Source organism: Novosphingobium sp., from assembly GCF_037133355.1.
Classification (GTDB): Bacteria; Pseudomonadota; Alphaproteobacteria; order Sphingomonadales; family Sphingomonadaceae; genus Novosphingobium.
The window spans coordinates 155,575-179,789 of record NZ_JBAXOI010000001.1; the positions used below are offsets into that span (position 1 = coordinate 155,575).

General features: G+C 66.3%; 25 protein-coding genes. 14 read left to right on the forward strand and 11 right to left on the reverse strand.

Translation table 11 applies throughout. The annotated features are described in order from the left end of the window. Positions 1–24 precede the first annotated feature (24 nt). Both WCL10_RS00830 and WCL10_RS00835 read left to right on the forward strand, forming a co-directional pair. Complete coding sequence (locus WCL10_RS00830) at positions 25–150, forward strand: hypothetical protein (RefSeq protein WP_336893712.1); 126 nt, start codon at positions 25–27, stop codon at positions 148–150. Between the two features lie 235 nt (positions 151–385). Then, on the forward strand, positions 386–2,464 hold the full coding sequence (locus WCL10_RS00835; protein ID WP_336893713.1) for a TonB-dependent siderophore receptor: 2,079 nt from the start codon (positions 386–388) through the stop codon (positions 2,462–2,464). A 28-nt stretch (positions 2,465–2,492) separates the two neighbouring features. On the opposite strand, the gene WCL10_RS00840 is transcribed toward WCL10_RS00835, so the two are convergent. Beyond that, a complete protein-coding gene (locus WCL10_RS00840; protein WP_336893714.1) occupies positions 2,493–3,002 on the reverse strand; it encodes a (2Fe-2S)-binding protein in 510 nt (169 codons plus the stop codon). A 44-nt stretch (positions 3,003–3,046) separates the two neighbouring features. Further along, positions 3,047–3,814: a class II aldolase/adducin family protein gene (locus WCL10_RS00845; RefSeq protein WP_336893715.1), complete on the reverse strand. Its 768-nt coding sequence runs from the start codon at positions 3,812–3,814 to the stop codon at positions 3,047–3,049. Positions 3,815–3,844: 30 nt separating this feature from the next. Here WCL10_RS00845 and WCL10_RS00850 point away from each other — a divergent pair, with 30 nt between their 5' ends. The 3 genes from WCL10_RS00850 to WCL10_RS00860 all read left to right on the forward strand — a co-directional run bounded on the left by WCL10_RS00850 (position 3,845) and on the right by WCL10_RS00860 (position 6,229). Then, complete coding sequence (locus WCL10_RS00850; RefSeq protein ID WP_336893716.1) at positions 3,845–4,468, forward strand: SOS response-associated peptidase family protein; 624 nt, start codon at positions 3,845–3,847, stop codon at positions 4,466–4,468. Positions 4,469–4,571: 103 nt separating this feature from the next. After that, positions 4,572–6,017 (forward strand): ATP-binding protein, encoded by a 1,446-nt coding sequence (locus tag WCL10_RS00855; protein WP_336893717.1) that lies wholly within the window; start codon positions 4,572–4,574, stop codon positions 6,015–6,017. After that, positions 6,014–6,229, forward strand: a complete 216-nt coding sequence (locus WCL10_RS00860; protein ID WP_336893718.1) for a hypothetical protein — start codon at positions 6,014–6,016, stop codon at positions 6,227–6,229. The genes WCL10_RS00855 and WCL10_RS00860 overlap by 4 nt, the downstream gene beginning before the upstream one ends. A 4-nt stretch (positions 6,230–6,233) precedes the next feature. Here WCL10_RS00860 and WCL10_RS00865 read toward each other — a convergent pair whose 3' ends face one another. The 3 genes from WCL10_RS00865 to panC are packed head-to-tail and all read right to left on the reverse strand — an operon-like array spanning position 6,234 to position 7,701. Further along, positions 6,234–6,461: a helix-turn-helix transcriptional regulator gene (locus tag WCL10_RS00865; protein WP_336893719.1), complete on the reverse strand. Its 228-nt coding sequence runs from the start codon at positions 6,459–6,461 to the stop codon at positions 6,234–6,236. A 26-nt stretch (positions 6,462–6,487) separates the two neighbouring features. Next, on the reverse strand, positions 6,488–6,808 hold the full coding sequence (locus WCL10_RS00870) for a hypothetical protein (protein WP_336893720.1): 321 nt from the start codon (positions 6,806–6,808) through the stop codon (positions 6,488–6,490). After that, positions 6,805–7,701, reverse strand: a complete 897-nt coding sequence (gene panC, locus WCL10_RS00875; protein ID WP_336893721.1) for a pantoate--beta-alanine ligase — start codon at positions 7,699–7,701, stop codon at positions 6,805–6,807. The genes WCL10_RS00870 and panC overlap by 4 nt, the downstream gene beginning before the upstream one ends. Before the next feature lie 104 nt (positions 7,702–7,805). Here panC and WCL10_RS00880 point away from each other — a divergent pair, with 104 nt between their 5' ends. From WCL10_RS00880 to WCL10_RS00895, 4 genes are all read left to right on the forward strand, one after another. Then, positions 7,806–8,618 carry a division plane positioning ATPase MipZ gene (locus WCL10_RS00880; RefSeq protein ID WP_336893722.1) on the forward strand — a complete coding sequence of 271 codons (813 nt, stop codon included), beginning with the start codon at positions 7,806–7,808 and terminating at the stop codon, positions 8,616–8,618. Continuing rightward, a complete protein-coding gene (locus WCL10_RS00885) occupies positions 8,615–8,911 on the forward strand; it encodes a molecular chaperone DnaJ (RefSeq protein WP_336893723.1) in 297 nt (98 codons plus the stop codon). Before WCL10_RS00880 ends, WCL10_RS00885 begins: the two co-directional genes overlap by 4 nt. Before the next feature lie 176 nt (positions 8,912–9,087). Further along, the gene (locus tag WCL10_RS00890; protein ID WP_336893724.1) at positions 9,088–10,473 is read left to right on the forward strand and encodes a phosphomannomutase/phosphoglucomutase; all 1,386 of its coding nucleotides are present in this window, start codon (positions 9,088–9,090) and stop codon (positions 10,471–10,473) included. Positions 10,474–10,483: 10 nt separating this feature from the next. Then, entirely contained in the window at positions 10,484–12,922 is a 2,439-nt protein-coding gene (locus WCL10_RS00895; protein ID WP_336893725.1) for a ligase-associated DNA damage response DEXH box helicase, read from the forward strand. A gap of 319 nt (positions 12,923–13,241) precedes the next feature. Here the strand turns inward: WCL10_RS00895 and WCL10_RS00900 are convergent, their stop codons facing one another. From WCL10_RS00900 to WCL10_RS00915, 4 genes are all read right to left on the reverse strand, one after another. Next, entirely contained in the window at positions 13,242–13,676 is a 435-nt protein-coding gene (locus WCL10_RS00900; RefSeq protein ID WP_336893726.1) for a biopolymer transporter ExbD, read from the reverse strand. A gap of 57 nt (positions 13,677–13,733) precedes the next feature. Beyond that, positions 13,734–14,264, reverse strand: a complete 531-nt coding sequence (locus WCL10_RS00905; protein WP_336893727.1) for a biopolymer transporter ExbD — start codon at positions 14,262–14,264, stop codon at positions 13,734–13,736. Positions 14,265–14,407: 143 nt separating this feature from the next. Continuing rightward, complete coding sequence (locus WCL10_RS00910) at positions 14,408–15,169, reverse strand: MotA/TolQ/ExbB proton channel family protein (RefSeq protein ID WP_336893728.1); 762 nt, start codon at positions 15,167–15,169, stop codon at positions 14,408–14,410. A gap of 82 nt (positions 15,170–15,251) precedes the next feature. Then, positions 15,252–15,908 carry an energy transducer TonB gene (locus WCL10_RS00915; RefSeq protein ID WP_336893729.1) on the reverse strand — a complete coding sequence of 219 codons (657 nt, stop codon included), beginning with the start codon at positions 15,906–15,908 and terminating at the stop codon, positions 15,252–15,254. 345 nt (positions 15,909–16,253) lie between these two features. Here WCL10_RS00915 and WCL10_RS00920 point away from each other — a divergent pair, with 345 nt between their 5' ends. The 3 genes from WCL10_RS00920 (at position 16,254) to WCL10_RS00930 (ending at position 18,908) form a co-directional block, all read left to right on the forward strand. Further along, complete coding sequence (locus WCL10_RS00920; RefSeq protein WP_336893730.1) at positions 16,254–17,147, forward strand: hypothetical protein; 894 nt, start codon at positions 16,254–16,256, stop codon at positions 17,145–17,147. Between the two features lie 75 nt (positions 17,148–17,222). Further along, complete coding sequence (locus tag WCL10_RS00925; protein WP_336893731.1) at positions 17,223–18,539, forward strand: homoserine dehydrogenase; 1,317 nt, start codon at positions 17,223–17,225, stop codon at positions 18,537–18,539. A gap of 6 nt (positions 18,540–18,545) precedes the next feature. Continuing rightward, positions 18,546–18,908 carry a bleomycin resistance protein gene (locus WCL10_RS00930; protein ID WP_336893732.1) on the forward strand — a complete coding sequence of 121 codons (363 nt, stop codon included), beginning with the start codon at positions 18,546–18,548 and terminating at the stop codon, positions 18,906–18,908. A gap of 84 nt (positions 18,909–18,992) precedes the next feature. On the opposite strand, the gene WCL10_RS00935 is transcribed toward WCL10_RS00930, so the two are convergent. After that, complete coding sequence (locus tag WCL10_RS00935) at positions 18,993–19,457, reverse strand: hypothetical protein (protein WP_336893733.1); 465 nt, start codon at positions 19,455–19,457, stop codon at positions 18,993–18,995. Between the two features lie 143 nt (positions 19,458–19,600). Here WCL10_RS00935 and glpX point away from each other — a divergent pair, with 143 nt between their 5' ends. Together glpX and WCL10_RS00945 are read left to right on the forward strand one after the other, a co-directional pair. Then, positions 19,601–20,593, forward strand: coding sequence for a class II fructose-bisphosphatase (glpX, locus tag WCL10_RS00940; RefSeq protein ID WP_336893734.1), 993 nt, complete (start codon positions 19,601–19,603; stop codon positions 20,591–20,593). 122 nt (positions 20,594–20,715) lie between these two features. Next, positions 20,716–22,329 (forward strand): hypothetical protein, encoded by a 1,614-nt coding sequence (locus WCL10_RS00945; protein WP_336893735.1) that lies wholly within the window; start codon positions 20,716–20,718, stop codon positions 22,327–22,329. On the opposite strand, the gene WCL10_RS00950 is transcribed toward WCL10_RS00945, so the two are convergent. Continuing rightward, on the reverse strand, positions 22,326–24,131 hold the full coding sequence (locus WCL10_RS00950; protein ID WP_336893736.1) for a HAMP domain-containing methyl-accepting chemotaxis protein: 1,806 nt from the start codon (positions 24,129–24,131) through the stop codon (positions 22,326–22,328). The two genes, WCL10_RS00945 and WCL10_RS00950, sit on opposite strands and share 4 nt — an antisense overlap. Positions 24,132–24,215: the final 84 nt, after the last annotated feature.

A 24,215-nucleotide genomic window follows, 5' to 3' on the forward strand; every position in this document is an offset into this window, starting at 1 on the left:
GCATTGCGGGCGCATGATCCGGTCATGGCCCGCGCTCTTGCCCTTGCTGTCGCTCCTGTCGCCCCGCTCGCTGAAGCGTTGCGCACTGTGATCGTGCTCGGCTCGGCCCTTGCTTTGATCCTGGCCGGAAAAGCCTTTCCGCTGATCTGAGCGCTCTGCGCTAGCCACCTGGCCTGCGCTCTCTTCGCTTCGCACCGCTCACCTTTTGCCTCGCCCGCATACGGCTAGGCTTGCGGACATTCGATCCCGACCCCGATCATCGCCTCAGCCCTCGGCTCCGAGCATTCGCATTCAATCGCGAAGCATTCGCAATATCAGTCTTGCAAGTGCGAATGACTCGCAATAGATAGCTCTTGAGAATGCCTCTCAAGAAAGACCCGGTCCCGTGAAATCGCTCGCCTCCCTCCTCCTCGCCACCAGTGCCCTCCTGCCGCTTGCCGCGCAGGCTGAAGAGGCGGGGGATGAGGCCGGTCACCCGGTCATCGTGGTCACCGGCGTTGCCGACAGCTATCATGCCGACACCGCCGCGGGCGTGAAGGCGCCCACCCCGCTGATCGACGTCCCGCAGACGGTGACTGTACTCACCCGCCAGCAGCTCGACGATCAGGGCGTCAGCCAGCTTGGTGATGCGCTGCGCTATGTGCCCGGCGTCGTGCTCGGGCAGGGCGAGGGCAACCGCGACCAGATCGTGCTGCGCGGCCAGAACACCACTGCCGACTTCTACCTCGACGGCTTGCGTGACGACACACAGTACTACCGCTCGCTCTACAACATCGAGCGCGTCGAAGTGCTCAAGGGTTCCAATGCCCTGCTCTTCGGGCGCGGCGGCGGCGGCGGGGTGATCAACCGCGTGCGCAAGACCCCCTCGCTTTCGGGCAAGAGCCTCGGTGCCAATGCCGCCGTCGGCACGTTCGGCGAATTCGCGCTCGCCGCCGATCTCAACCAGCCGCTGTCACAAACCGTGGGCTTGCGGCTCAACGGCACTTACGAGGAATTCGACAACCACCGGCAGGACTTTCACGGCCGCTTCTTCGGCGTGAACCCCACGCTCGCGTTCACGCCCTCGTCCGCCACCCGCATCGACCTCTCGTACAATTACGACGATGATCGCCGCACTGCCGATCGCGGCATTCCCTCGCTCGGCGGCATGCCGCTCGAAGGCTACCGCGACACTTTCTTCGGTCGCAAGGACACCAACGTGGCCGCGGTCAAGGCGCATATTGTCGAGGCGCGGCTCGCCCAGCAGCTGGCGGAGAGCCTGACGCTGACGCTCGCCGGCCAGTACAGCCACACTGACAAATACTACGGCAATATCTTCGCTGCCCACGCGGTCGATGCGGCCACCCGCACCGTCTCGCTGAGCGCCTACAACAGCGCCGTGTTGCGCAAGAGCTGGATCGGGCAGGCGAACCTCACCTGGCAAGGCAAGACCGGCCCCATCGGCCATACCGTGATCGCCGGTATCGAAGGCGCCGACCAGGCGACCAATGCGCGCCGTTCCGAGGGTGTGTTCGCCGGCGGGCTTGGCAGCGCCACCGTCGCGCTGGCCGATCGCCTTGCAATCCCGGGCGTCACCTTCGGCGCGCCCAGCCGCTCGACTTACGCCAAGGTCACGACCTTCTCGGCCTATGTGCAGGACCAGATCGAGCTCGCGCCGTTCCTGCAGATCGTAGGCGGTGTGCGCTATGACGCCTTCAAGATCAGCGCCGACAACCTGCTCACCGGCACAAGCGCCGAGCGCTCCGATCACAAGTGGTCGCCCCGCGCCGGGGTGATCGTGAAGCCGCGCCGGAACGTCTCGCTCTACGCCAGCTATACCCGGAGCTTCCTCCCCCAGTCAGGCGACCAGTTCAGCGCGCTCGATGCCGTGCAGGCAACGCTCGCGCCCGAGGCGTTTCGCAACCTCGAGCTAGGCGCCAAGTGGGACGTGACGCCCACTCTCGCGCTTACCGCTGCCGCCTACCGGCTCGACCGCGAGAACTCGCGGTTCAACGATCCGGTCACCGGCCTGCCCCAGCTTTCCGGCAAGACCCGCACGCGCGGGATCGAGCTGTCTGCGACCGGCAAGATCCTCCCCGAGTGGCAGGTCAGCCTCGGCTACACCATGCAGGACGGCAAGGTCCGCTCCAGCACCACCGCCGCCCCTGCCGGGCGCAGCCTCGCGCTCCTGCCCGAAAGCCAGATCGCGCTGTGGACGCGCTACGATGTCCGCAAGAACCTCGGCTTCGGCCTCGGCGTAACGCACCAGGCCTCGAGCTTCACCACGGTGAGCAATGCTGTCACGCTGCCGGCTTTCACGCGGGTCGATGCGGCGGTGTTCTACACCCTCTCGAAGTCGGTCTCGATCCAGCTTAATGTCGACAACCTGCTGAACGATCAGTATTTTCCGACGGCGCACACCGACAACAATATCTCCACCGCACAGCCCCGCAGCGCGCAGCTGGCAGTGCGGATGGCGTTCTAGAGCATAACGTGGGTCGGGGCCTCGCCCCCTAGAGCCCCGGCGTCGTCGCGGTCGCCGGCACGGGCAGCGGCACGCCCGGCTCCACCCCGCGCATGATGCGCCCGGCGCGCTGGATCGTGCGCACGAGGCGGGGATAGACACCGCAGCGGCAGATGTTGGTAATCGCCGCCTTGATATCGGCTTCGGTCGGATCGCCGTTGTGCGCCAGCAGCGCCGCAGCAGCCATCACGAGGCCGGGCGTGCAGAAGCCGCACTGGATCGCCTGCTCCGCCACGAATGCCTGCTGCACGGGGTGATTGCGATCGGGGCCGAGGCCTTCGATGGTGGTCACGCTGCGCCCTTCGGCCTCACCCAGCGTGAGCGTGCAGCTTGGCATGGCCTGCCCGTCGACGATCACCATGCACGCGCCGCATTCGCCGGTGCCGCAGCCATACTTGGTGCCGGTGAGATTGGCCGCATCGCGCAGCGCCCAAAGCAGCGGCGTGTCGCTCTCCAGCTTGATCTCGATCGGCTGGTTGTTGACGGTGAGGATGGCCATGGCGCTTGCCGCCTACCGCACCGTCACGCCCATGGGCAAGGCGCTCAGTCGCGCCAGGACCGGTCGATCTGGTCGATCCGCCGGGTCCATGCGTTGAAATCGCCGACACCGGGGCCGCCGCCGGGCGGCGTTGCCATGTTGAGGTCACGCTGGTGGACGTCGATCACGTCTTGCGAAATCATGATCGGCGGCCGTCCCATCGAAAGCGTCGCCATCTGGATCTCGCAGGCCCGCTGCAGCGCCCACTGCTGGATGAACATCGCCTGCAGCGACTTGGCCATCACGACCGGGCCGTGGTTGCGCAGCATGAGGATGTTCTTGTCCGCCAGATTGGAGAGCAGCCGCTCGCCTTCCTCGGCGCGCACGGTGATGCCCTCGAAATCGTGATAGGCAAGACGGCCGATGAAGTTGCAGGCGTAGAAATTGATCGGCATCAGCCCTTCTTCAAGGCTGCACACCGCCATCGTCGCCGTGGTGTGGACGTGGCAGATAGCGTGGGCCCAATTCAGGTGCCGGTGGAAGTAGCCGTGCTGCGTAAATCCGGCGAGGTTCACCGGGTGCGGGTTGTCATCGAGCTTGTTGCCGTCGATGTCGATCTTGACCAGATTGCTGGCGCAGACTTCGGAATAGAGCAGCCCGAACGGGTTGATCAGGAAGGCGCCTTCCTCATCCGGCACGCGCAGCGAGATGTGGTTGTAGACCGATTCGGACCAGCCGAGCAGATCGAAGATGCGATAGCAGGCGGCCAGTTCCTGCCGCGCGTGCCACTCGGCATCGCTGCAATTGATGTTGGGCCGGATCTGGGTGGCCATCGCGTTCTCTCCCGCTATCATTCGCCGATTATGTGCAATCTCTATCGCATGACCAGCAATGCGCAAGCAATCGCGCAGCTTTTCCGCGCGGAGACCGGTGGGCGCAATCTGCCGGCGCTCGGCGATATCTACCCCGATCAGGATGCACCGGTGGTGGTCTCCAATGCGGCGGGACGCAGCCTCGAACTGATGCGCTGGGGCTGGCCGCCATTCGGCGAAGTGAAGCGCCCGATCACCAACGTGCGCAATCTTGCCTCCCCGATGTGGCGCGGCGCGCTCGCCGATCCCGCGCGGCGCTGCCTTGTGCCCGTCACCGCATTCTCCGAATGGTCGGCCGCCCCCGATGCGAAGACGGGCCGCAAGCGCAAGCACTGGTTTGATGTGCCTGCCGATCCACTCTTCGCCTTCGCGGGCCTCTGGCGGCCTACCGACCAGGGCCCCCGCTTCGCCTTCCTCACCTGCGCGCCCAACGAGACCGTTGGCCGCGTTCACCCCAAAGCCATGCCGGTGATCCTGCGTGGGGGCGAGGCCTTTGACCGCTGGCTGACGGCGGACGGCGCCGGCGCCGCGGAAATGCAGGTGGCGCTGGCCGATGATCTGATGTGCGAGATTGCGGGTGATGAGCCGCCAGGGTCTCAAGCGAGCCTGTTCTGACCACTGCCTCGGCTCCTCATCGTCGATCGCGCCGACATATTCAGCGTATAAGGCCTTGCCCGGGACTTGCCCGTCCGCGCGCAAACGGGTCATGCCACGCCGGATGACACTCAAGGTTGACATGGGACTCGATGGTACCGGCGGTCCGGCGCTGGTGGATCTGGAGGAGCTGCTTGCAACGCGCCTTCTGGTTCAGGGCAATTCCGGCTCGGGCAAATCGCATCTGCTCCGCCGCCTCCTCGAAAGAAGCGCAGGGCAGGTCCAGCAGATCATCATCGATCCCGAGGGTGATTTCGTCACGCTGTCAGGTCCCTACGGCCATGTGGCGATCGAAGCGATCGACTATTCCGCCACCGAAATCGCGCATTTCGCGCGGCGCTGCCGTGAACATCGCACATCGGTGGTCCTAAGCCTCGAGGGGCTGGAGATGGAAGGGCAGATGCGATGCGCCGCGTCGTTCCTCTCCGGCCTGTTCGATGCACCGCGCGAGCACTGGTTTCCGGCACTGGTCGTTGTCGACGAGGCGCAGATCTTCGCACCCGCCGCGGGCGCGGAAGTGGGCGAAGAGGTGCGGCGCGCGTCGCTCGGCGCGATGACCAACCTGATGTCGCGCGGCCGCAAGCGCGGGCTTGCCGGGATCATCGCGACCCAGCGCCTTGCCAAGCTGTCGAAGAACGTGGCGGCAGAGGCGAGCAACTTCCTGATGGGGCGCACGTTCCTCGATATCGACATGGCCCGCGCGGCCGATCTCCTGGGGATGGAGCGCAGACAGGCCGAATCGATCCGCGACCTCGCCCGGGGCACATTCCTGGGGCTTGGCCCGGCGATTGCCCGGCGGCCGGTCAAGCTCAGGATTGGCCCCGTCGAAACCTCGGCGCGCAGCAGCAGCCCGGTGCTGATGCCGCTGCCCGATGCGCCGTCCGCGGATATGCGGCAGTTCCTGCTGGCGGGCATGGAGGAGGCGCCGATGCCCGCCCCTGCGCCCACGCCGCGCCCTCAACCGGCCGCTACCGTGCTCGAAGAACTGGCCCGCCTGCCCGCCGCACCGGCGGACGAGGAACAGACGGCCCCCGTCGATACTGATCCGGTCATGGTCACCGCGCTGCGCGCGATCGTGGGTGACGAGGACGCGACCGGCAAGACGACTGCGGTCCTCTATCAGGACTTTCAGGTCCGCTGCCGCATGCTCGGTCTCCGGCAGGCGCCCCTCGATCTGGCCGGCTTCACGCGCCGCCTGGCCGCCGCACGCGCAGGGATTTTCGAAGGCCTCGAAGACGAATGGGCCCCCGCGCTGGAGGCGGGCAGCAAGGTGCCGGATGACATGCTCGGCGCTTTCCTGCTGATCGCCCGTGCCGCCAGCGAAAGCCGCCCCTGCCCGAGCGATCAGGAACTGGCGCAGGTCTACGGCACCAGCTCGCTCGGCCGCGCGCGGCGTGTGCTGAGCTACATGGAAGAGCGCAACATCATCGTCGCGCGCACAGATCTCTCCGGCCGCCGTTCAATCACGATTCCCGCGCTGGGCTGGACAACGGAGCCGACCGCGCCGTGACCGAAGACGCCGATTCGGCGCTGGGGAGGGCGGAGCGCCGGCTGCTGCGCCGGATCTACAATGGCCGCACGGTGCCCATAATCGCCGATGACCGGTCATTCCTGACCTACAAGGAGGCAAGCCGCTACCTCCTGTCCCTCACTCCCGAGGCACGGGAGAAGGCCTACGCGGCCATGAAGAGCGGCGCGGTCGATGGCCCGGGGAGCCTGTAACCCCTTATGGAAGGCCGTGTGCGCCGGGGATCTGTTCGGCAGCTGCAGCCGCTTCGACGCTTAGCGCGCGCAAGGCTTGCGCGGTGTCCGCCAGCAAGCCGTCGCTGATTGGCCGCTCGCCATTGATGAAGCGCCGGATTGCACGCTCATCGATGCCGAGGCGGCGCGAGAAGGCCGTGGTGCCGCCGAACAGCTGGGCACAATAGGCGAAGTGGTCCTGTCGATTTTGCATGCGTGCCCCGTCAGATTGTCTCGGCCCTAGTTGCCATCCGCATCGACCATGAACACCATCGGCTTGCCGCGCGATTCAGGTTCCCATCCCGCATCCAGCGCAGCCCGGATTCCCCGCGATACAATCGCATCGCTGATCTGAAGCCGACCGCGCTGCATCCCTTTCAGCAGGCGCTTCGGCGGGGGAAATTCAAGCAAGGCCGCGCGCTGGGTATGCTTGCGTAGCAGGGCAACGGTCATGCCCTTCCAACCCAGAGACTCGCTCCATTGCGGCTCGCTCCGCAATTCCCATTCGTATGGAAACCCGTCAACGTCGACGACACCGGAAAGCCTGTGGATGTTAGTCATCCGAGCACATCTAGCAGGTCTGGCCGGCCCCCTATCGCCATATTGTCAATCAGCCTCGCCTTGCCGATATGCGCCGCCACCAGCAGACGCGCAGCGCGGCCGTCAAACGCCGACAGCTCCTCCAGCGTCGCCGCATCACGCAGATCGGCGTAGTCCACCTGACGGAAGCCTGAGGCAAGCACTTCGGCCCTGAGGCCTGCCAGCACGGATGCCACCGGTTCGCCCGCCAGGATCAGCGCCTCGGCGCCACGCATCGCGCGGTTCAGTGCGGGGGCCTGCGAGCGTTCCTCCGCCGTCAGATACTGGTTGCGGCTGCTCATCGCTAGGCCGTCCGCCTCGCGCACCGTCGGCACGCCGAGGATCGCATCGGCGCGCGGGTGGGTTAGGTCAAGATCACGGGCCATGCGGCGGATGATGGCGAGCTGCTGCCAATCCTTCTCGCCGAACAAGGCCACGTCGGGCTGCACCTGGTTGAACAGCTTGGCCACCACTGTCGCAACGCCATCGAAATGGCCGGGCCGCGCGGCGCCGCAGAGCACGGCGTCGAGCCCGCCAACCTGAAGGCTTGTGGCATAGCCTGCGGGATACATCGCCTGCACCGTTGGCGCCCAGAGCACATCGACGCCTTCGGCCTCGAGCAGTGCGCCATCGGCTTCCAGCCTGCGGGGGTAGGTTGCCAGATCCTCATGCGGGGCGAACTGGCGCGGATTGACGAAGATCGAGACGACAACATGCGCCGCGCGGCGCTTCGCCTCGCGCACCAGCGTGAGGTGACCCTCGTGGAGCGCACCCATTGTCGGCACGAGAGCCAGTCCAGGGCGGTCCGAATTGTCCCCCGATTTCAGCGCAGCGAGCGCAGAGCGCAAGGGTTCAAGCCCAGTCAGGATTTGCACGCGCCTCGCCTCTCCAGTAATCCCCGCAAAAGGGGAACGCGCCCTCTAGCCGGGCGGCCTGCCCGGCGGCAAGGGGGCCCGCCACTCTTGGAAAGGATCATCGCTTGTCCGCCGCGCCTTATCGAATCGTCTTCGCCAATGAAAAGGGCGGCACCGGCAAGTCCACCACGGCGGTGCACGTGGCGATCGCGCTGGCCTATCTGGGCGCGCGGGTGGCGGCGATCGATCTCGATTCCCGCCAGCGCACCATGCACCGCTACTTCGAGAACCGCGCCGAGACGCAGCGACGGCGTGGGATCGCGCTGCCGAGCGCAACCTTCTCGGTCTATGAAGGCACGAGTACCGAAGACCTTGACGCTTTGGCCGGGCATCTGGGCGAGAGCCATGATTTCCTGGTGTTCGACACCCCGGGGCGCGACGATCCGCTGGCGCGTCATGTCGCGACGCAGGCCGATACGCTCGTCACCCCGCTTAACGACAGCTTCGTCGATTTCGACCTCATCGGTCAGGTCGACGCCGAAACCTTCAAGGTGCGCCGCCTGTCATTCTACGCCGAGCTGATCTGGGAAGCGCGCAAGAAGCGGGCGAAGGCCACCATCACCGAACGGCGCAAGGAAATGGACTGGGTCGTTGTGCGCAACCGCACCGGCTATACCGAAGCTCGCAACCAGAAGCGCATTGACCAGGCGCTGACCGAGCTTTCCAAGCGCGTGGGCTTCCGCATCGCCAGCGGCCTTTCCGAGCGCGTGATCTATCGCGAGCTTTTCCCGAGCGGCCTCACCTTGCTCGACAAGGGGCATCTCGGCGAACTCGGCACAAGCCACCTCGTCGCACGGCAGGAACTGCGCACCTTGCTTGCGGGTCTGGCGCTGCACATTTCGGAGCGGGGACAGATCGCCATGGAATCCGTGCTGTGAAGTTTCTGCTGCTGGCCGCGTTAGCCTGCGTGGCCGTGAAGATGCTGTCCGGGCGCTGGCCGTGGGAGCTTTGGGGGCCGAACGCACGCGAAGCAGCAGAGAAACGCGCGCTGGCTCTGCTCGGCCTCTCCTCCGGGGCTGGCTACGAAGAGATTATCGACGCGCACCGGCGACTGCTGATGAAGGTCCACCCCGATCGTGGCGGCACCGCCGATGCGGTGCACGAGGCCAATGCCGCGCGCGATCTGCTGCTGGCGCGCATTTCCGTGCGCGGGCCTGATCAGCGGGGCTGATCGGGGGAGTAGTATTTCTCGCACGGAAGGGAGATCGCCAGAATGCGGCGCTTGCGGCCAGGCCGCACAATGACCCTCGGATTCGAAGCGGGAGGGGGCCTTGGAGCCCGTTTGCGCCGATCTGTGGGCGTTTTTCCCGCAGCGTCTCGGCGAGAGTTCCAGCCAGGGCAGCGGGCATGAGCCACCAGTTCCACCCCAGCGTGCTGCGCGAATACGATATCCGCGGAACCGTAGGCAAGACGCTCGGTCCCGGTGACGCCTATGCACTGGGCCGCAGCTTCGGTACCCGCGTCGTGCGTTCGGGGGGCTTCTGCGTTGCGGTCGGCTATGACGGACGGCTCAGCTCACCCATGCTTGAAGAATCGTTGGTTGAGGGGCTCCGCGCCAGCGGGATCGATGTGCTGCGCATCGGGCTCAGCCCCACGCCGATGCTCTATTTCGCCGCTGCTTCACTTGAGCAAGTGCAGGGCGGCATTCAGATAACTGGCAGCCACAATCCCCCCGATCAGAATGGCTTCAAGATGGTACTTCACGGGGGTCCGTTCTTCGGCCCAGACATACTCGATCTCGGCCGCCTCGCTGCCCGGGGGGATTGGGAGCAGGGCAACGGGACGGCCAAGCCCGTCGATCTCATGGATGTTTACGTCGATCGGCTGCTCGCCGCGCTGGAGGGTATCGACCCCGATCGGCTGGAGACCCTCGCGGTGGGTTGGGACGCCGGCAATGGCGCCGCCGGCCCGGTGATCGAACGCCTCGCTGCCCGGCTGCCCGGCCGCCACGTCCTGCTCTACACGCTTGTTGATGGAACGTTTCCCAACCATCATCCCGATCCTTCCGTTGAGTCCAATCTTGCCGATCTGCGCCGCGCCGTCGCGCGAGGACGCCTCGACTTCGGATTGGCCTTCGACGGGGACGGCGATCGGCTGGGGGTGGTGGACGGCGACGGCCGCGCGCTTGCCGGCGATCAGCTCCTCGCGCTGTTCGCCGAGGATGTCCTGAAAAGGCATGTGGGAGCGACAGTTATCGCAGACATCAAGGCAAGCGGGGCGCTGTTCGAGGGGGTACGCGCGTTGGGTGGGACGCCGCTGATGTGGAAGACCGGGCACAGCCACATCAAATCCAAAATGAAGGAGACTGGCGCGCTGCTGGGCGGCGAAATGACCGGGCACGTGTTCCTTGCGGACGATTACTATGGGTTCGACGATGCGCTCTATGCCGCAGTCCGCCTGATAGCGGCGACGGTTCGGCTTGACCGTTCGGTAACGGAGCTCCACGCGGCCATGCCGGTCATGATCAACACCCCCGAACTGCGCTTCCCGGTCGAAGAGGCGCGCAAGTTCGCGGTGATTGAAGAAGTGCGCGCCCGGTTGGCGGCAGCGGGCGCTGCGGTCTTGGCGATCGATGGCGTGCGTGTCACCACACCGGGCGGCTGGTGGCTGCTTCGGGCCTCCAACACCGAGGCGATGCTCGTGGCGCGGGCGGAGAGTGAGAGCGAGGCAGGTCTTGCCATGCTGCTTGATGCCCTCGACGCGCAATTGGCGGCCTCCGGGATAAGGCGCTAAAGTCGGCCGGGTGATCGCCTCCCGCATCCCCCCCGAGATCGAAGCCTGGTTCACTGGGCGCGGTTGGCGTGTGCGGCGGCACCAGGCGGAGATGCTTGCCGCTGACGATGCGGGTCGACATGCACTGCTCGTGGCCGATACCGGCGCGGGCAAGACGCTGGCGGGGTTCCTGCCGACCCTCGCCGCGTTCACGCCCACACGCCTCGGGGAAGGCCCGGCGCCGGAAGGCCTGCATACGCTCTACGTCTCCCCGCTGAAAGCGCTGGCGCATGATGTGCAGCGCAACCTGCTCGCCCCGATCAACGAGATGGGCCTCGCCATCACGGTTGAGACGCGCAGCGGTGATACCCCCTCCGATCGCAAGGCCCGCCAGCGCGCCCGGCCGCCACATGTCCTGCTGACCACGCCTGAATCGCTCTCGCTGCTCCTCAGCTATCCCGAGAGCGCGGAACTGTTCGGCACTCTGCAGCGGGTGGTTGTGGACGAAGTGCACGCCTTCGCGACGTCGAAGCGGGGCGATCTGCTGGCCTTGGCGCTCACCCGGCTGCAGGCGCTCGCGCCGGGCCTGCGGCGCGCTGCACTCTCGGCCACGCTCGCCGATCCCGAAAGCTTCCGCGCCTGGCTTGCGCCCTGGGGAGACATCGACAGTACAGGCTTGGTCGAAGGCGAACCGGGGGCGCCGGCCGAAGTCGAGATCCTCCTTCCCGATGACGGCCAGCGCGTGCCTTGGGGCGGCCATGCCGCCGCCTGGGCCCTGCCGCAGCTTTACGAAGCGATCCGCCGCAATCGCACGACGCTCGTCTTCACCAACACGCGCTTCCTTGCAGAATACATCTTCCAGCTGTTGTGGGACGCGAACGAGGACAAGCTGCCCATCGGCATCCACCACGGCTCGCTCTCGAAGGAGGCGCGGCGCAAGGTGGAAGGCGCGATGGCACGCGGCGAGCTGCGCGCGCTGGTCTGCACCGCCAGCCTCGATCTCGGTGTCGATTGGGGCGATATCGATCTGGTGGTGCAGATGGGCGCGCCCAAGGGTTCCTCGCGCCTGCTCCAGCGCATCGGGCGCGCCAACCACCGGCTCGACCAGCCCAGCCGTGCGCTGCTGGTGCCGGGCAACCGCTTCGAGTTTCTGGAGGCGATGGCCGCGCGCGATGCCGTCGATCAGGGTCAGCGCGATGGTGAAGATTTTCGCCCCGGCGCGCTCGATGTGCTGGCCCAGCATGTCATGGCCGTGGCCTGCGCCGGGCCGTTTGCCGAAGCGGCGCTGCTCGCCGAAGTGCGCGCGTCGCTGGCCTATGCCTGGGTGGACGAGGCGGTGTGGCAGCGCGTGCTCGGCTTCGTGGCCACCGGCGGCTATGCCCTGCGCGCCTATGACAGGTTCCAGCGCATCGTGCGCGCGAAGGACGGCACCTGGCGGCTGACCCATCCGCAGCAGGCGGCGCGGCACCGGATGAATGCGGGGATCATCGTCGATTCGGAAATGCTCGAAGTGCGTTTCCGCAACGGGCGGTCGCTTGGCAAGGTCGAGGAGAGTTTCGGCGCAACCCTCAGTCCCGGCGATACCTTCCGCTTTGCCGGGCTCGATCTTGAGGTGGAAGGCGTGCGCGATCTGGAACTGATCGTGCGCGGCGCCAAGTCCGCCGGCCAGATCCCGAGCTACAACGGCGCGCGCATGCCGCTCACCACGCACCTTTCCGCGCGGGTGCAGGCCATGCTGGCGGACCGTGCGGGCTGGGCGCGCTTCCCCGACGATGTTCGCGAATGGCTGGAAGTGCAGGATTGGCGCAGCCGCCTGCCAGCGCCGGGCGAATTGCTGGTGGAGAGCTTCCCCCACGGCGGGCGGGCTTATACCGTCTACTACACGTTCGAAGGATGGAACGCGAACCAGTCGTTCGGCATGCTGATCACCCGGCGCATGGAGGAGGCTGGCCTTTCCCCTATGGGCTTCGTCGCCAACGACTATGCGCTCGGCGTCTGGGGGTTGCGTCCGGTAAGCGACCCGGCGGCGCTGCTTTCGCCCGATATTCTCACGCACGAATTCGTCGAATGGGTGCAGAACTCACACCTCTTGCGCCGCGCCTTCCGCGAAGTTGCAGTCATATCGGGCCTTGTCGAACGACAGCAGCCCGGCGCCCGCAAGAGCGGGCGGCAGGTAACCTTCTCGACAGACCTCATCTACGACGTGCTGCGCAAGCACGAACCCGACCACCTGCTGATCGAGGCGGCCTGGGCCGATGCCCGCGCGCGCATGACCGACCTTGGCCGGCTCGGCGCCTTGCTCGACCGCGCGGCCGCAGAGCTGGTCCATGTCGAACTGGAGCGCGTGACGCCGCTGGCCGTGCCGCTGATGGTGATGATCGGGCGCGAGTCCGTGCCGGCCGGCATGGCGGACGAGGAGCTGCTCCTTGAGGCCGAGAGCCTCGCGTCGGCGGCGATGCGGCCGGAGTAGGTTTGACGTTGGGTTCGCGCGGAGGCGTCGAGAAGTTTAGAGAGGGATTGTTCATGCGGAGGCGCGGAGGGAAACCGTCGAAGATGTGTTCGCGCGGCGTTTTCGTCGATCGCAGGAGACGGCACCGGGTTTACGCCTCGATCTTGGGTCTGAGTATGGGAGTTCAGAACGGCGGCTGCGCCGCAGGCTATGCCCTCTCTTTGCGCCTCTGCGCGAAATCTGGATCCCTCACCAAAGCCCCAGCCAAGGCCGCATCAGCCAAAACGAAAAAGGGGCGGATCGCTCCGCCCCTCATCCGTTTCGCTTGGTCAGCCAGCAGTTACTGCTTGGTGAACGTCGCGAATGCCTCGTTGCCGACAAAGCCGAACTTGCTCACCTTCGACGCTGTGATGATCCTCAGCATGCGGTTCGCCTTCTCGTAGGACGCGTATTCCTCAGGCTGGAACTGCAGCTCGGGTTCCGGATCGATCTGCTTGGTCGCATCGAGAAGCGACCTCAGATTGCCCTCGGTGATGACCTGATCGTTCCAGTAGATCACGTTCTGGGTCGTCAGGATGAGCTTGTTCTTCTCGGGCTTGATGATGACGTTGCTCGGCGGCGGATTCGCCGAAGGCAAGTCGATGTTGACCGAGTGCGTGGCCACGGGGATGGTGATGATGAACATGATGAGGAGGACGAGCATGACGTCGATCAGCGGCGTCGTGTTCATCTCCATCATCGGCGAGCCATCGTCTTTGCCGCCGCTCATTGCCATAGGGGGTACTCCTGTTTGGTCTCGTGTGCCCGGAAGGGATGCCTGAACGGGCTGGGATCAGCCGTTCGGATCGACCGGGGTGGAGATGAAGCCGACCTTGGGATAACCCGCAATCTGCACGTTGTAGATCGTTCCGGCAATGCACTTCCAGGGCACATTGACGTCGCCGCGGATATGCACCTCGGGGATCTTTTCAGGATCCATGTTGGCCGCACCGCCCGCACGCTTCACGATCGCGTCAAGCCGCTCGAAGGCCTGCTTGTATAGCTCGGCGCTATCGACCGGCGTCAGATTGTTGATGAAGACGCGGCACTGGCCGGTGCGCGAAGAGCCCTCGTAGCCGGGTTGCTTCGGGCTGCGGCCAGCAGCGTCAGTCGACACCACCGAGACGAGCAGGTTCTCCACCTTGTCCTGCGTCTCTTCTGACGGCAGGACGGGGACCTTGAGCTTCTCGACAGTCTGGATCGCGACCGGGACCGCGATGAGGAAGATGATCAGCAGCACGAGCATCACGTCCACGAGCGGCGTGGTGTTGATGTCCGACATCGGGCGTTCTTGAGCGCCAGCGCCGCCTACAGACATTGCCATTGGTTAGTTCCTATCCGATCTATGCACGGTGAACCGGGTAACTCCGGGGCCCTGGGGGCCGAGGCGCGGCCCCGGCTGGAACCCGCGTTCTTCCCGAAGAGGGGAGCGGCAAGGCGAACCTGCCGTTCCCCGCTTCCAAGGCCTTACTTCTTGATCGGTGCCGCAGCCGGGGCCGGCTTGGCAGCCGGAGCAGCCGGCAGGGCAGGCTTGACCGCGCCCTTCGAGGCGAGGTTGGCCAGCACGTCGGTGCTGAAGCCGGTCAGCAGTTCAGCGATGCGCTTGTTGCGCGCCTGCAGGTAGTTGTAGGCGAGCACCGCGGGAACCGCGACGAGCAGACCGAGCGCGGTCATGATCAGCGCTTCACCGACCGGACCCGCGACCTTGTCGATCGAGGCCGAACCGGCGATGCCGATGTTGATGAGCGCGCCGTAGATGCCGACCACGGTACCGAACAGACCGATGAACGGCGCCGTTGCACCGACGGTCGCGAGGAAGGGCAGGCCGCCGGCGAGCTTCGAGTTGATCGAATTCTCCGAACGGGCGAGCGAACCATGCATCCAGTCATGGCCTTCCGATTCGTCCATCTTGGTCGAGGCTTCTTCAGCCGAGAGACCATCATCGACGATCTGGCGCCATGCGGAGTTCTTCTCCAGCTTGGTCGCACCGTCGCGCATCGAGGGCGCGCGCCAGAACCCGGCGAGCGTGGCATACTGCTTGATGATCTTGGCCTGCTCCGCCCACTTGGTGAAGAGGATGAAGAACGAGCCGACCGACATGATCACAAGGATCGTGAAGGTGGTGAGCGGGATCCAGGCGGGCTTGCCACCCGGGAACAGCACTTCCGCGATGCCAAACTTGTTCTGAGGCGCAGCAGAAGCGGCCGCGGCGAGGGTTTCGATGAGCATTCGGGTCTTCCTCTTCAAAATTTCGTAGCAAGGATCAAAAAGATAAACTCAGGCGGGGGCGATCCCGGCCCGATGCGCCGGGTCAGTCCTTAGGAATGACCCAGCGGATCGTGCTGGCGTAGCTGCCCGTGGTGGGGTTGCCTTCGCCATCGGTAGCCGGTGTGAACCGCGCACGGCGACGGACGTTGTCGCAAGTCGCCTGGTCGAGATCGGGACTGCCGCTCGAACGGGTGATCTCACAAGACGTCACCTTGCCGTCGGCACCCACACTAACGCGGAAACCGCTGCTGCCTTCCCGCTCCTCGCGCAGGGCGCGCGAAGGATAGTCGTTCGACGTTGCCCAGTTCCCCGGGTTACCCTTTGGCGTCGCCGCCTTGGGAGTAAAGCGGGGGGGCGGCGGCGACGGAGGCGGCGGCAGCTGCACAGGCGGCCGCGGCGGCTCAGGCGGCTCGGCATGCTGCACCGTGTCGAGCACAGGCGCCGGGGCAGGCAGCGTGATAGCCGGGGGCGGCGCCACAATCGGTGGCGGCGGCGCATCCTTCGGCGGTGGTGGGGGCGGGGGCAGTTCCGGCGGCTTCTCTTCCTCGATGTTGACCGCCGAAGTCACCTCTTTGACCTTCTTGTACGCCTCGTAAGCCAGCCCTGTAACCAGAGCGTAGCCCAGGGCAACATGAAGGATCGCAACGACGATGAGCGCGGTGATCTTGTTACCGCTCATCTGTTGGTCAGCGTATGCCATTCAGCTCCAAAACTCCTGATCTTCCGCGGCAGGCGGGCATCGCAAGCGATGCCGACAACCACGGAATCGCGCATGGAATCACCCATCCAGCGCGATTGGCCAATCCAGCGATTTCATTCCACCCTGCCGGCAAACCGGACCGCCGACATCGGGTGCAAGGAACCCGGCGGCGGCTTTTTCGGATTTTCATTATTGAAATACCCGATAGGCCCGAGCTTTAACGCCGAAGCCAAAGGCGCGCAAATGCTTTATCGGTTAACCTTCAATTCACGGTTGCGCTGCCTGAAACTCGCGCAGGTGGCCCGCCGGGCCGCCGCAGCGCGTGCCAGTGTAAGGACTGTTAGAATGCCCCGATTCATCCACCTCCGGCCCGTCGGACTTTGGCTGAGCCTTCTTGCCGCGCCGCTGCTCGGCATTGGCCTTTCCGGGCCAAGTTACGGACAAGAAACGGCTTTGTCGGTCGCCATGGCACCCGGGCTGGAGGCCGACACGGCCTATGCCTATGCCGATCTGGTCGACCTTGCACTGCCTGCAAACGTGGTCGTGCGTGCGCAGGTTCGAAAAGCGCTCTGGCTCAAGCCCGAGGCGGCGCCCGGACTACCGCCGGGCCGAGCACGGCTGTACATTGAAGCGCGCATCACCGCGCTGCTGATCGGGCCGGAGCTTGGCGAATCGATCCGCTTCCTCGCCGATGTGCCGCTGGATGCGCGCGGCAAGCCGCCCCGGCTGAACAAGACCGAAGTGCTTGTGCTGGCACGCACGGTGGATGAAAGCGCAGACGAGCTCCAGCTTGTCGCCCCCGATGCCATGCTGCCCCTCACCCCGGCGCGCGAGGCGACGCTGCGCGCGATTCTTACCGAAACCGCACTCCCCGATGCGCCGCCACCGATCACCGCGCTGCGCGAGGCGCTGCATGTTTCGGGCAATCTGGCCGGAGAAGGCGAGACCCAGCTGTTCCTTGCCACCACCACCGGCGCGCCGGTCTCGATTTCGGTGCTGCGGCGGCCGGACCAGCCGGTGACCTGGGGGGTCAGCTTCACCGAGATCGTCGATTCGGCCGCCCACCCGCCGCTGCCCTCCTCACTCGCGTGGTACCGCCTGGCCTGCGGCTTGCCGCAGCGCCTGCCCGAACGCGCAAACATTTCCGGTTCGCTCGTCGACCGGCGAATCGCCGCCGAGGACTATGCCCGCGTACTGGCCGATCTGGGCCCTTGCACGCGCAAGCGTCTCGCGCCGTAAGCGGCACTTCCACCCCCGGTTGCGAGGGGCCATCGGCTCCCCTAAGGCGCCCGATAAGATTTGATGGGGATGATCATGAGCGAACCTTTGCGCATCGCGCTCGCCGGGCTTGGCACTGTGGGCGGCGGCGTGATCCGCCTGCTGGAAGCCAATGCCGGGCTGATCGCGCGCCGTGCCGGCCGGCCGATCACGATCAGCGCGATCAGCGCGCGCAATCGCAGCAAGGACCGCGGCGTCGACCTATCAGGCTATGCCTGGGAAGACGACATGGTGATCCTGGGCGAGCGGCCCGATGTGGACGTGGTCGTCGAGCTGGTCGGCGGGGCCGACGGCCCGGCGCTGGCGCTGGCGCGCACCACGTTCGAGGCGGGCAAGGCGCTTGTCACCGCGAACAAGGCGATGATCGCGCACCACGGGCTCGAGCTTGCCACCAAGGCCGAAGCGGCCAAGGTCGCCTTCAAGTTCGAGGCAGCCGTGGCGGGCGGCATCCCGGTGATCAAGGCGCTCAAGGAGGGCGCGGCCGCAAACTACATCGACCGCGTCTACGGAATTCTCAACGGCACCTGCAATTACATCCTCTCGACCATGGAGGACACCGGCCGCGATTTCGCCGATGTGCTCGCCGAGGCGCAGGCCAAGGGCTATGCCGAAAGCGATCCGACTTTCGACATCGACGGCATCGACGCCGCGCACAAGCTGGCGATCCTTTCCAGCATCGCCTTCGGCACCGCTGTCGATTTCAAACCTGTCGCCGCCACCGGCATCCGCCGCGTGATCGCTGCCGATATCGCGCAGGCCGATGCGCTGGGCTATTACATCCGCCTGATCGGCATGGCAGAGACCGAGCTCGATGCCGCCGGCCAGCGCCGCCTGTTCCAGCGCGTCCACCCGATGCTCGTCCACCGCGATCACCCGCTCGCCCATGTCGACGGTGCGACCAATGCCGTCGTCGCGGAAGGCAATTTCGTCGGCCGACTGCTGTTCCAGGGCGCGGGCGCGGGCGACGGGCCAACCGCGAGCGCGGTCGTGGCCGACCTCATCGATATCGCGCGCGGCGATATCGGTGCGCCGTTCTCGATCCCCGCCGCCGAGCTCGAGGCCGCAGCCCCGGCCGACAGCGGCCACCGCACCGGGAAAGCCTATCTTCGCTTCACCGTAGCGGACCGGCCCGGCGTGCTGGCGGAGATCACCGCCGCGATGCGTGATGCCGGGGTCTCGATCGAAAGCCTGATCCAGAAGGGCCGCGCCGCGATCGGCTCTACCGAGGAAGTGCTCGTGGCGATGGTCACGCACGAAGGGCCGGAAAGCGCGATCGCTGAGGCGCTGCGCCTGCTCGAAGGCTCTGCCAGCCTCGGCGCGCCGCCGCTCGTCATGCACATCCTCGAAGACTGAGGCGCCATGGCCGACCGTGCGACGCCCAATTTGCCTTCACGGGATTTCGAGGCGACGGCCCGCTTCTATGGGCAGTTCGGTTTCACCGAATCATGGCGCGATGCAGGCTGGATGATCCTCGCGCGGGGCGGCCTGATCCTCGAGTTCTTTCCTTATCCCGACCTCGATCCTGCAACGAGTTCGTTCGGCAGCTGCCTGAGATTGGACGACGTCGAGGGGTTCTACGCGGCGCTTGTCGCAGCGGGCTTAGCGGAAGGGACCACAGGCTGGCCGCGCCTCCACCGCCCGAAGCGCGAGGCATGGGGCGGGCTGGTCGGCGCACTGATCGATCCGGACGGCAGCCTGCTGCGTCTGATTCAGGAAGATTAGGACGTTAAAAGAGGGGTATGGCTCTGCGGCACCCGCAGATGCACGCTGTCGACGATGGCCTGTCGCAGCGGCACCGAACGCTCTCTAGGGCGCCCGAATTTCCCCGCGTGCAATCCTGTCGGCATCCGAATCGGGCGGCGCCTCAGGCAGCTTGGTGATGTCGAAAAAGTACATCGGCGCCGGCGCCGAGCCGAACCCGATACAGCCTCTGCTGCAATCGGGAAGACCGCTCACATTGGGCGCGCGCGCCAGGCCATCGCGGGTGGCACGCGCCGATTCGAGTTCATCCCGCAAGGGCAGGCGCTCTTTCTCGTTCGCCTCGCGGCCGCCGCACACGACAATGCCTCCGTCCGCCCCGGCTCCGCCGCAGCGCGTGCGTTGCCCGGCCTGAAGCAGACGCTGGGCAATGGCGGCGTTGGCCTCGGCCAGCGCGGGATCGGGCGTCGCGGTGTCGGGATTCGCCGGCGCTGGACTGGCCGAGTCGGAACGTGCGGGAGCCTGCGCGGCGGGCGCGGCGGGCGGCGCAGACTGTGCCAGAGCCGCCGGCATGGTGCCGGAAACAACGCCAGCGCACAGGCAAGTGCATAGGAATGCGCGAAGCGCGAACCATTCACCAATTCCGCGCCTCGACAACCGCATATCCTCCCGTCTAGGGCGGTTGGAGCTACCGCCAAGCAGCCTCAGGAGTCAACGTGACCGATACGCGCCCAGCCCCCGCCGCCTCCCAGGTTCTTGACCGCGTTCTCGTGCTCGAGATGGTCCGCGTCACCGAAGCCGCCGCGATCGGCGCCTCCCGCCTCATCGGCCGCGGCGACGAGAAGGCCGCCGATGCTGCCGCCGTGGAAGCCATGCGCGCCGCCTTCAACGAACTCTACATGGACGGCACCGTCGTGATCGGGGAGGGTGAGCGCGACGAGGCGCCCATGCTCTACATCGGCGAGAAGGTCGGCGCGGCGCCCGGCAAGGGACCGAAGATCGACATCGCGCTCGATCCGCTGGAAGGCACCACGATCACTGCGAAGGCGGGGCCCAACGCGCTCGCGGTGCTCGCCGTGGCCGAAGAAGGCGGCCTGCTGAACGCGCCCGACGTCTACATGGACAAGCTCGCGGTCGGCCCCGGCTACCCCGACGGCATCATCGACCTGGACCGCACTCCGTCCGAGAACGTCAAGGCGGTGGCCAAAGCCAAGGGCGTTAACCCGGAGGACATCATCGTCTGCGTGCTCGACCGCCCGCGCCATGCCGATCTTATCGCCGAGCTGCGCGCGCTGGGCTGCGGCATCAGCCTGATCCCCGACGGCGATGTCGCCGGCGTGATCGCGGTGACCAATGAGGATACCGGCATCGATCTTTACATGGGCACCGGGGGCGCCCCCGAAGGCGTGCTCGCGGCCGCTGCGCTGCGCTGCGTTGGCGGGCAGTTCAAGGGCCGCCTGCTGTTCCGCAACGAGGACGAGAAGGCCCGCGCGCGCAAGTGGGGCATCACCGACCTGAACAAGGTCTACGACCTCAAGGAACTGGCCAAGGGCGACTGCATCTTCGCCGCCACGGGAGTCACCGACGGCTCACTGCTGGCTGGGGTGAAGGTCAACAAGAGCGGCGTGATGACCACCGAAAGCGTGGTGATGCGCGCCAGCTCGGGCACGGTGCGCTGGGTCAAGGGCGAGCACCGCCGCGCCCGCTGAGCCCGCAAGCGAATGGCCTCGCCGCCCTGTTTGCGGGGCGAGGCCCACAACGGATGCTTCCCCCGCTTGTCCACCTGCACACGCGCCCGTACCGTAACGCTGGGTAGAACCGGGGGAAGCAGGTGAAGATCAGGCAGATCATGGCGACCGCAGCGCTGGCCGCGCTCGCGCTGGGCGCACCGCTGGCGCAGGCGGCCGATGCCACCAAGGAGCAGCAGGCCGCCGCCGAAGCCGCCCGTGTCGCCGAGCGCGAAGAAATGAAGCGCCTCGGGTCCTACTATCTGCGCTGCGACGGGGAGCCCAACAACACCACGGGGGGCGAGGACTTTGCCCGGCTGGTCGGCGCGGTCACGCTGCTGGGCATCTTCGCGCCGAGCCCCGAAGCGCCAGATCCAGCCAAGCGGCTCTTCGCGGAGAAGGGTGTGGAGGCCTGCACCCACCTGCTCGACGATCCGAAAGAAGAAACCAACAAGATCCGCCGCATTCCGCTGATCCTGGCGCGCGCGCTGCACCACATCGAAGGCAAGAGCTACACCGCCGCGCTGATCGAGGTCGAAAAGGCGCGGGCCGAAGCGAAGGGTGCGGGCCTGACCGGCAATCTCTACTTCGACCGCTCGATGGGCTTCTCGTTCGACCAGGTCGAATCCGTGATCCAGCTGCGGCTGGACGATCCCGCCAAGGCCGAGGAAGCCTCGCTGCGCTCGCTGGGCGGCCCGCAGTACGGGATCGTCCAGCTTCTCACCGCCGAAACTTACGACCAGTTCCTGCACGATCTTTCGCCTGCGCGCGAGGCGCAGCTCAAGTCGCTGGTCCGGATCTTCCCGGCCGCACTGGTCGTCTATGCGTCCAGGCTCGAGGAGGTGGGCCGCTTTGCCGACGCAGCGCGCTATCGCGAACTCGTGATCGAAGTGCTCGAGGCCCAGAAGCCCGAATTCAAGGGCTCGCTGCCCTATGCCCTCGCCGCGCTGGATCACGCGCTCGTCGGCGACAGCGCCCGCGCCGCCGCGCGCGAAAACGATGCCCGTACCAACATGGACAGCCGCGTCGCTGCAGGCAAGGCAGAGGACAACGCCGCCGCCGTGGTCGAAGTGCTCGACCTGCTCGGCATTACCAACCTCGCCGCGACAGGCAAGCTGACGGAGGCGCGGCGCACATTCGCCGCGCGCTCGCAGTGGCTCAGTCCCGGCTTTGGCACTGTCCTCGAAGTAAACCGGCGCCTGCGCAAGGGCGCGGCGCCAGAAGAGCTGTTCGGCGCCCTCGCGAAGACGCCCGAGGTGCTCTGGACCGAGCGGCGCGACAAGGAGCGCATCCGCCGCCTCGCGACTGACAGCGACAACAAGACGCTGTTCAGCAACATTTTTTCCTACGAATCGATCAAGGATTTCGAGGGCACTTCCAAGGCGGTCTATCGGACCGACAAGTCCCGCCTCCTGCTGGGTGAGCCGATCAAGCGCTCGCAGCATTGGGTCATTCTCTCACCGGGCAATGGCCTCGCCGGACTCGACGGGATCGTACTGCACGCCGCGCTTCTGGCCAAGGCGCGCGCGAAGAAGGGCATGCTGATGAACTTGCACGTCAGCCGGCCGCTGTACGGCGAGGTCTCGTTCGTCAATCCGGACGAGCCCGGCGTAAGCCCCGAACTTTATATAGATGCCGAGGCAGTGATCGCGGCGCTCAGCCCGCTGATCCCTTCGCCCGAAACGCTGGCGCAGCGCAAAGGCGCGGTGAAGCACTAACTGGCCAAGGCAAGCGGCATCGGCTGGGCGATGTCAGTCGTCTCCAGCGCGGACTTGCGGCGGAGGCTGGCGGGCACAGCCACCGCAGCGGGGCGGAGCGCGATATCGCGGGTGCGGAACGTCGCGACCAGCTCGTTGAGGCGGAGCGCCTCGGCGGCAAGGCTGCGGGTTGCGGCCGATGACTCCTCGACCATTGCCGCGTTCTGCTGGGTCATGCGGTCCATCTCGCGCATCGCGGCGTTGATCTGGCCGAGGCTCGAGGCCTGGCGCGTCGCCGATCCGGCGATACTGCCCGTGAGCGCGCCGATCTCGCTGATCCGCCGCACGATGGCCTCGAGCCGGGTGCCGCTTTCGCGCACCAGATCCACGCCCGTGCCGACCTGCTCGCCGCTGGTGGTGATGAGCGCCTTGATGCTCTGCGCGGCATCGGCGCTGCGCTGAGCCAGCGCGCGCACTTCGGTGGCAACGACCGCAAAGCCCTTGCCCGCCTCGCCGGCGCGTGCCGCCTCCACTCCCGCGTTGAGCGCGAGCAGGTTGGTCTGGAAGGCGATGCCGTCGATCACCGCGATGATCTGGCCGATCTCCTGTGCGGACTGCTCGATCGCGGCCATGGCCTCGATCGCCCGGCGCACGACTTCTCCGCCCTCGCCGGCCTCGCGATCGGCATGGGTGATGGTCTGGCTCACGGCCTGGGCCCCTGTCGCGGTATCCTGCACGATGCCGGTCACCGCATCCATAGCGCGCGCGGTCTCCGCGATCCGCGATGCTTGTGCTTCGTTGCGCAGCGCCAGATCCTGCGCTGCGCTGCCGATTTCGGCTATGCTGCCCTGAACGCTGGCCGTGCCAACCCGCACTGTCCGCAAGGCATCCGCCAGCGAAGTGACAGCGGCGTTGTAGTTCTCGCGCAGGGTCTCATAGTCCGGCGGGAACTTCGCTTCGAGCTGATGCTCGAGGTCCTTGGCCGCCAGCCGGGCAAGGCCAGCCGAAAGCGCCCGGACGACAACCGCCTGCTCGGCCGAGGCTTGCTGGCGCGACTGTCCGGCTTCGCGGAACACCTGCATGGCACGGGCGACCTGACCGATCTCGTCCTGGCGGTCGGTCCCCTCGATCTGCGAGTTCGTATCTCCGTTGGCCATGCGCTGCATCGCCGCTGCGGTCTCGACCAGCGGCATGACCACAAGGCGCTGCGCAGCGCGGGCGCTCGCCAGTATGAGGCCGAGCAAGGCAAGCGCGAGAACGCCGAGTCCGGACAGCGCCAACGTTGTGAGGCTGGCGTTTTCGCGCTCGGTCTCGGCGCTGTAGGTGCGGCTGAGCGCCACGATGCTGCGCACCTGCTCGCGCTGCACACGGTAGATCGGCGCCAGCTGCATGGTGAAGGCCTCGCTCATGGCGGGCTGGTTGCCGCTCGCCACCGCCGGGAGGAAATTGCTGTCCATGACCTGCCAGAACTTGTCCGCCGCCGCGATCGTATCCCTGAGCGGCTGGCGCAATTGTTCGGGTACCGGGGCGGCCTTCCAATAGGCCTTGCGCGCCTCGAACTCGGCGCGCTCGTCCTTGAGCTCGCTCAGATAGGGGCCGGCGCGCGTGGGGTCATGCGCGACCAGCGACGCATTGAGGTAGGGCTCGACCACGAAGGCCGGGGGCGGGAGCACATCGGCGAGGAGTTCGGATTGCAGGGCGGTCTGCTGCGTGATCGGGCCGCCCGCACGGATCGAGTATACGACCGCCGAGGCCAGCGCGATGATCGCGAGCACGAGACCGATCAGAAGCAGCGCGCTGCGGCGCGCCTTGTGGCTGAGCATGCAAGGAACTCCATGACGCAGCCGCAACGGACGGGTGGCCGCAACGGGGGCATAGCGGGCAAGCCCTTGCCATGTGCCGTCCGG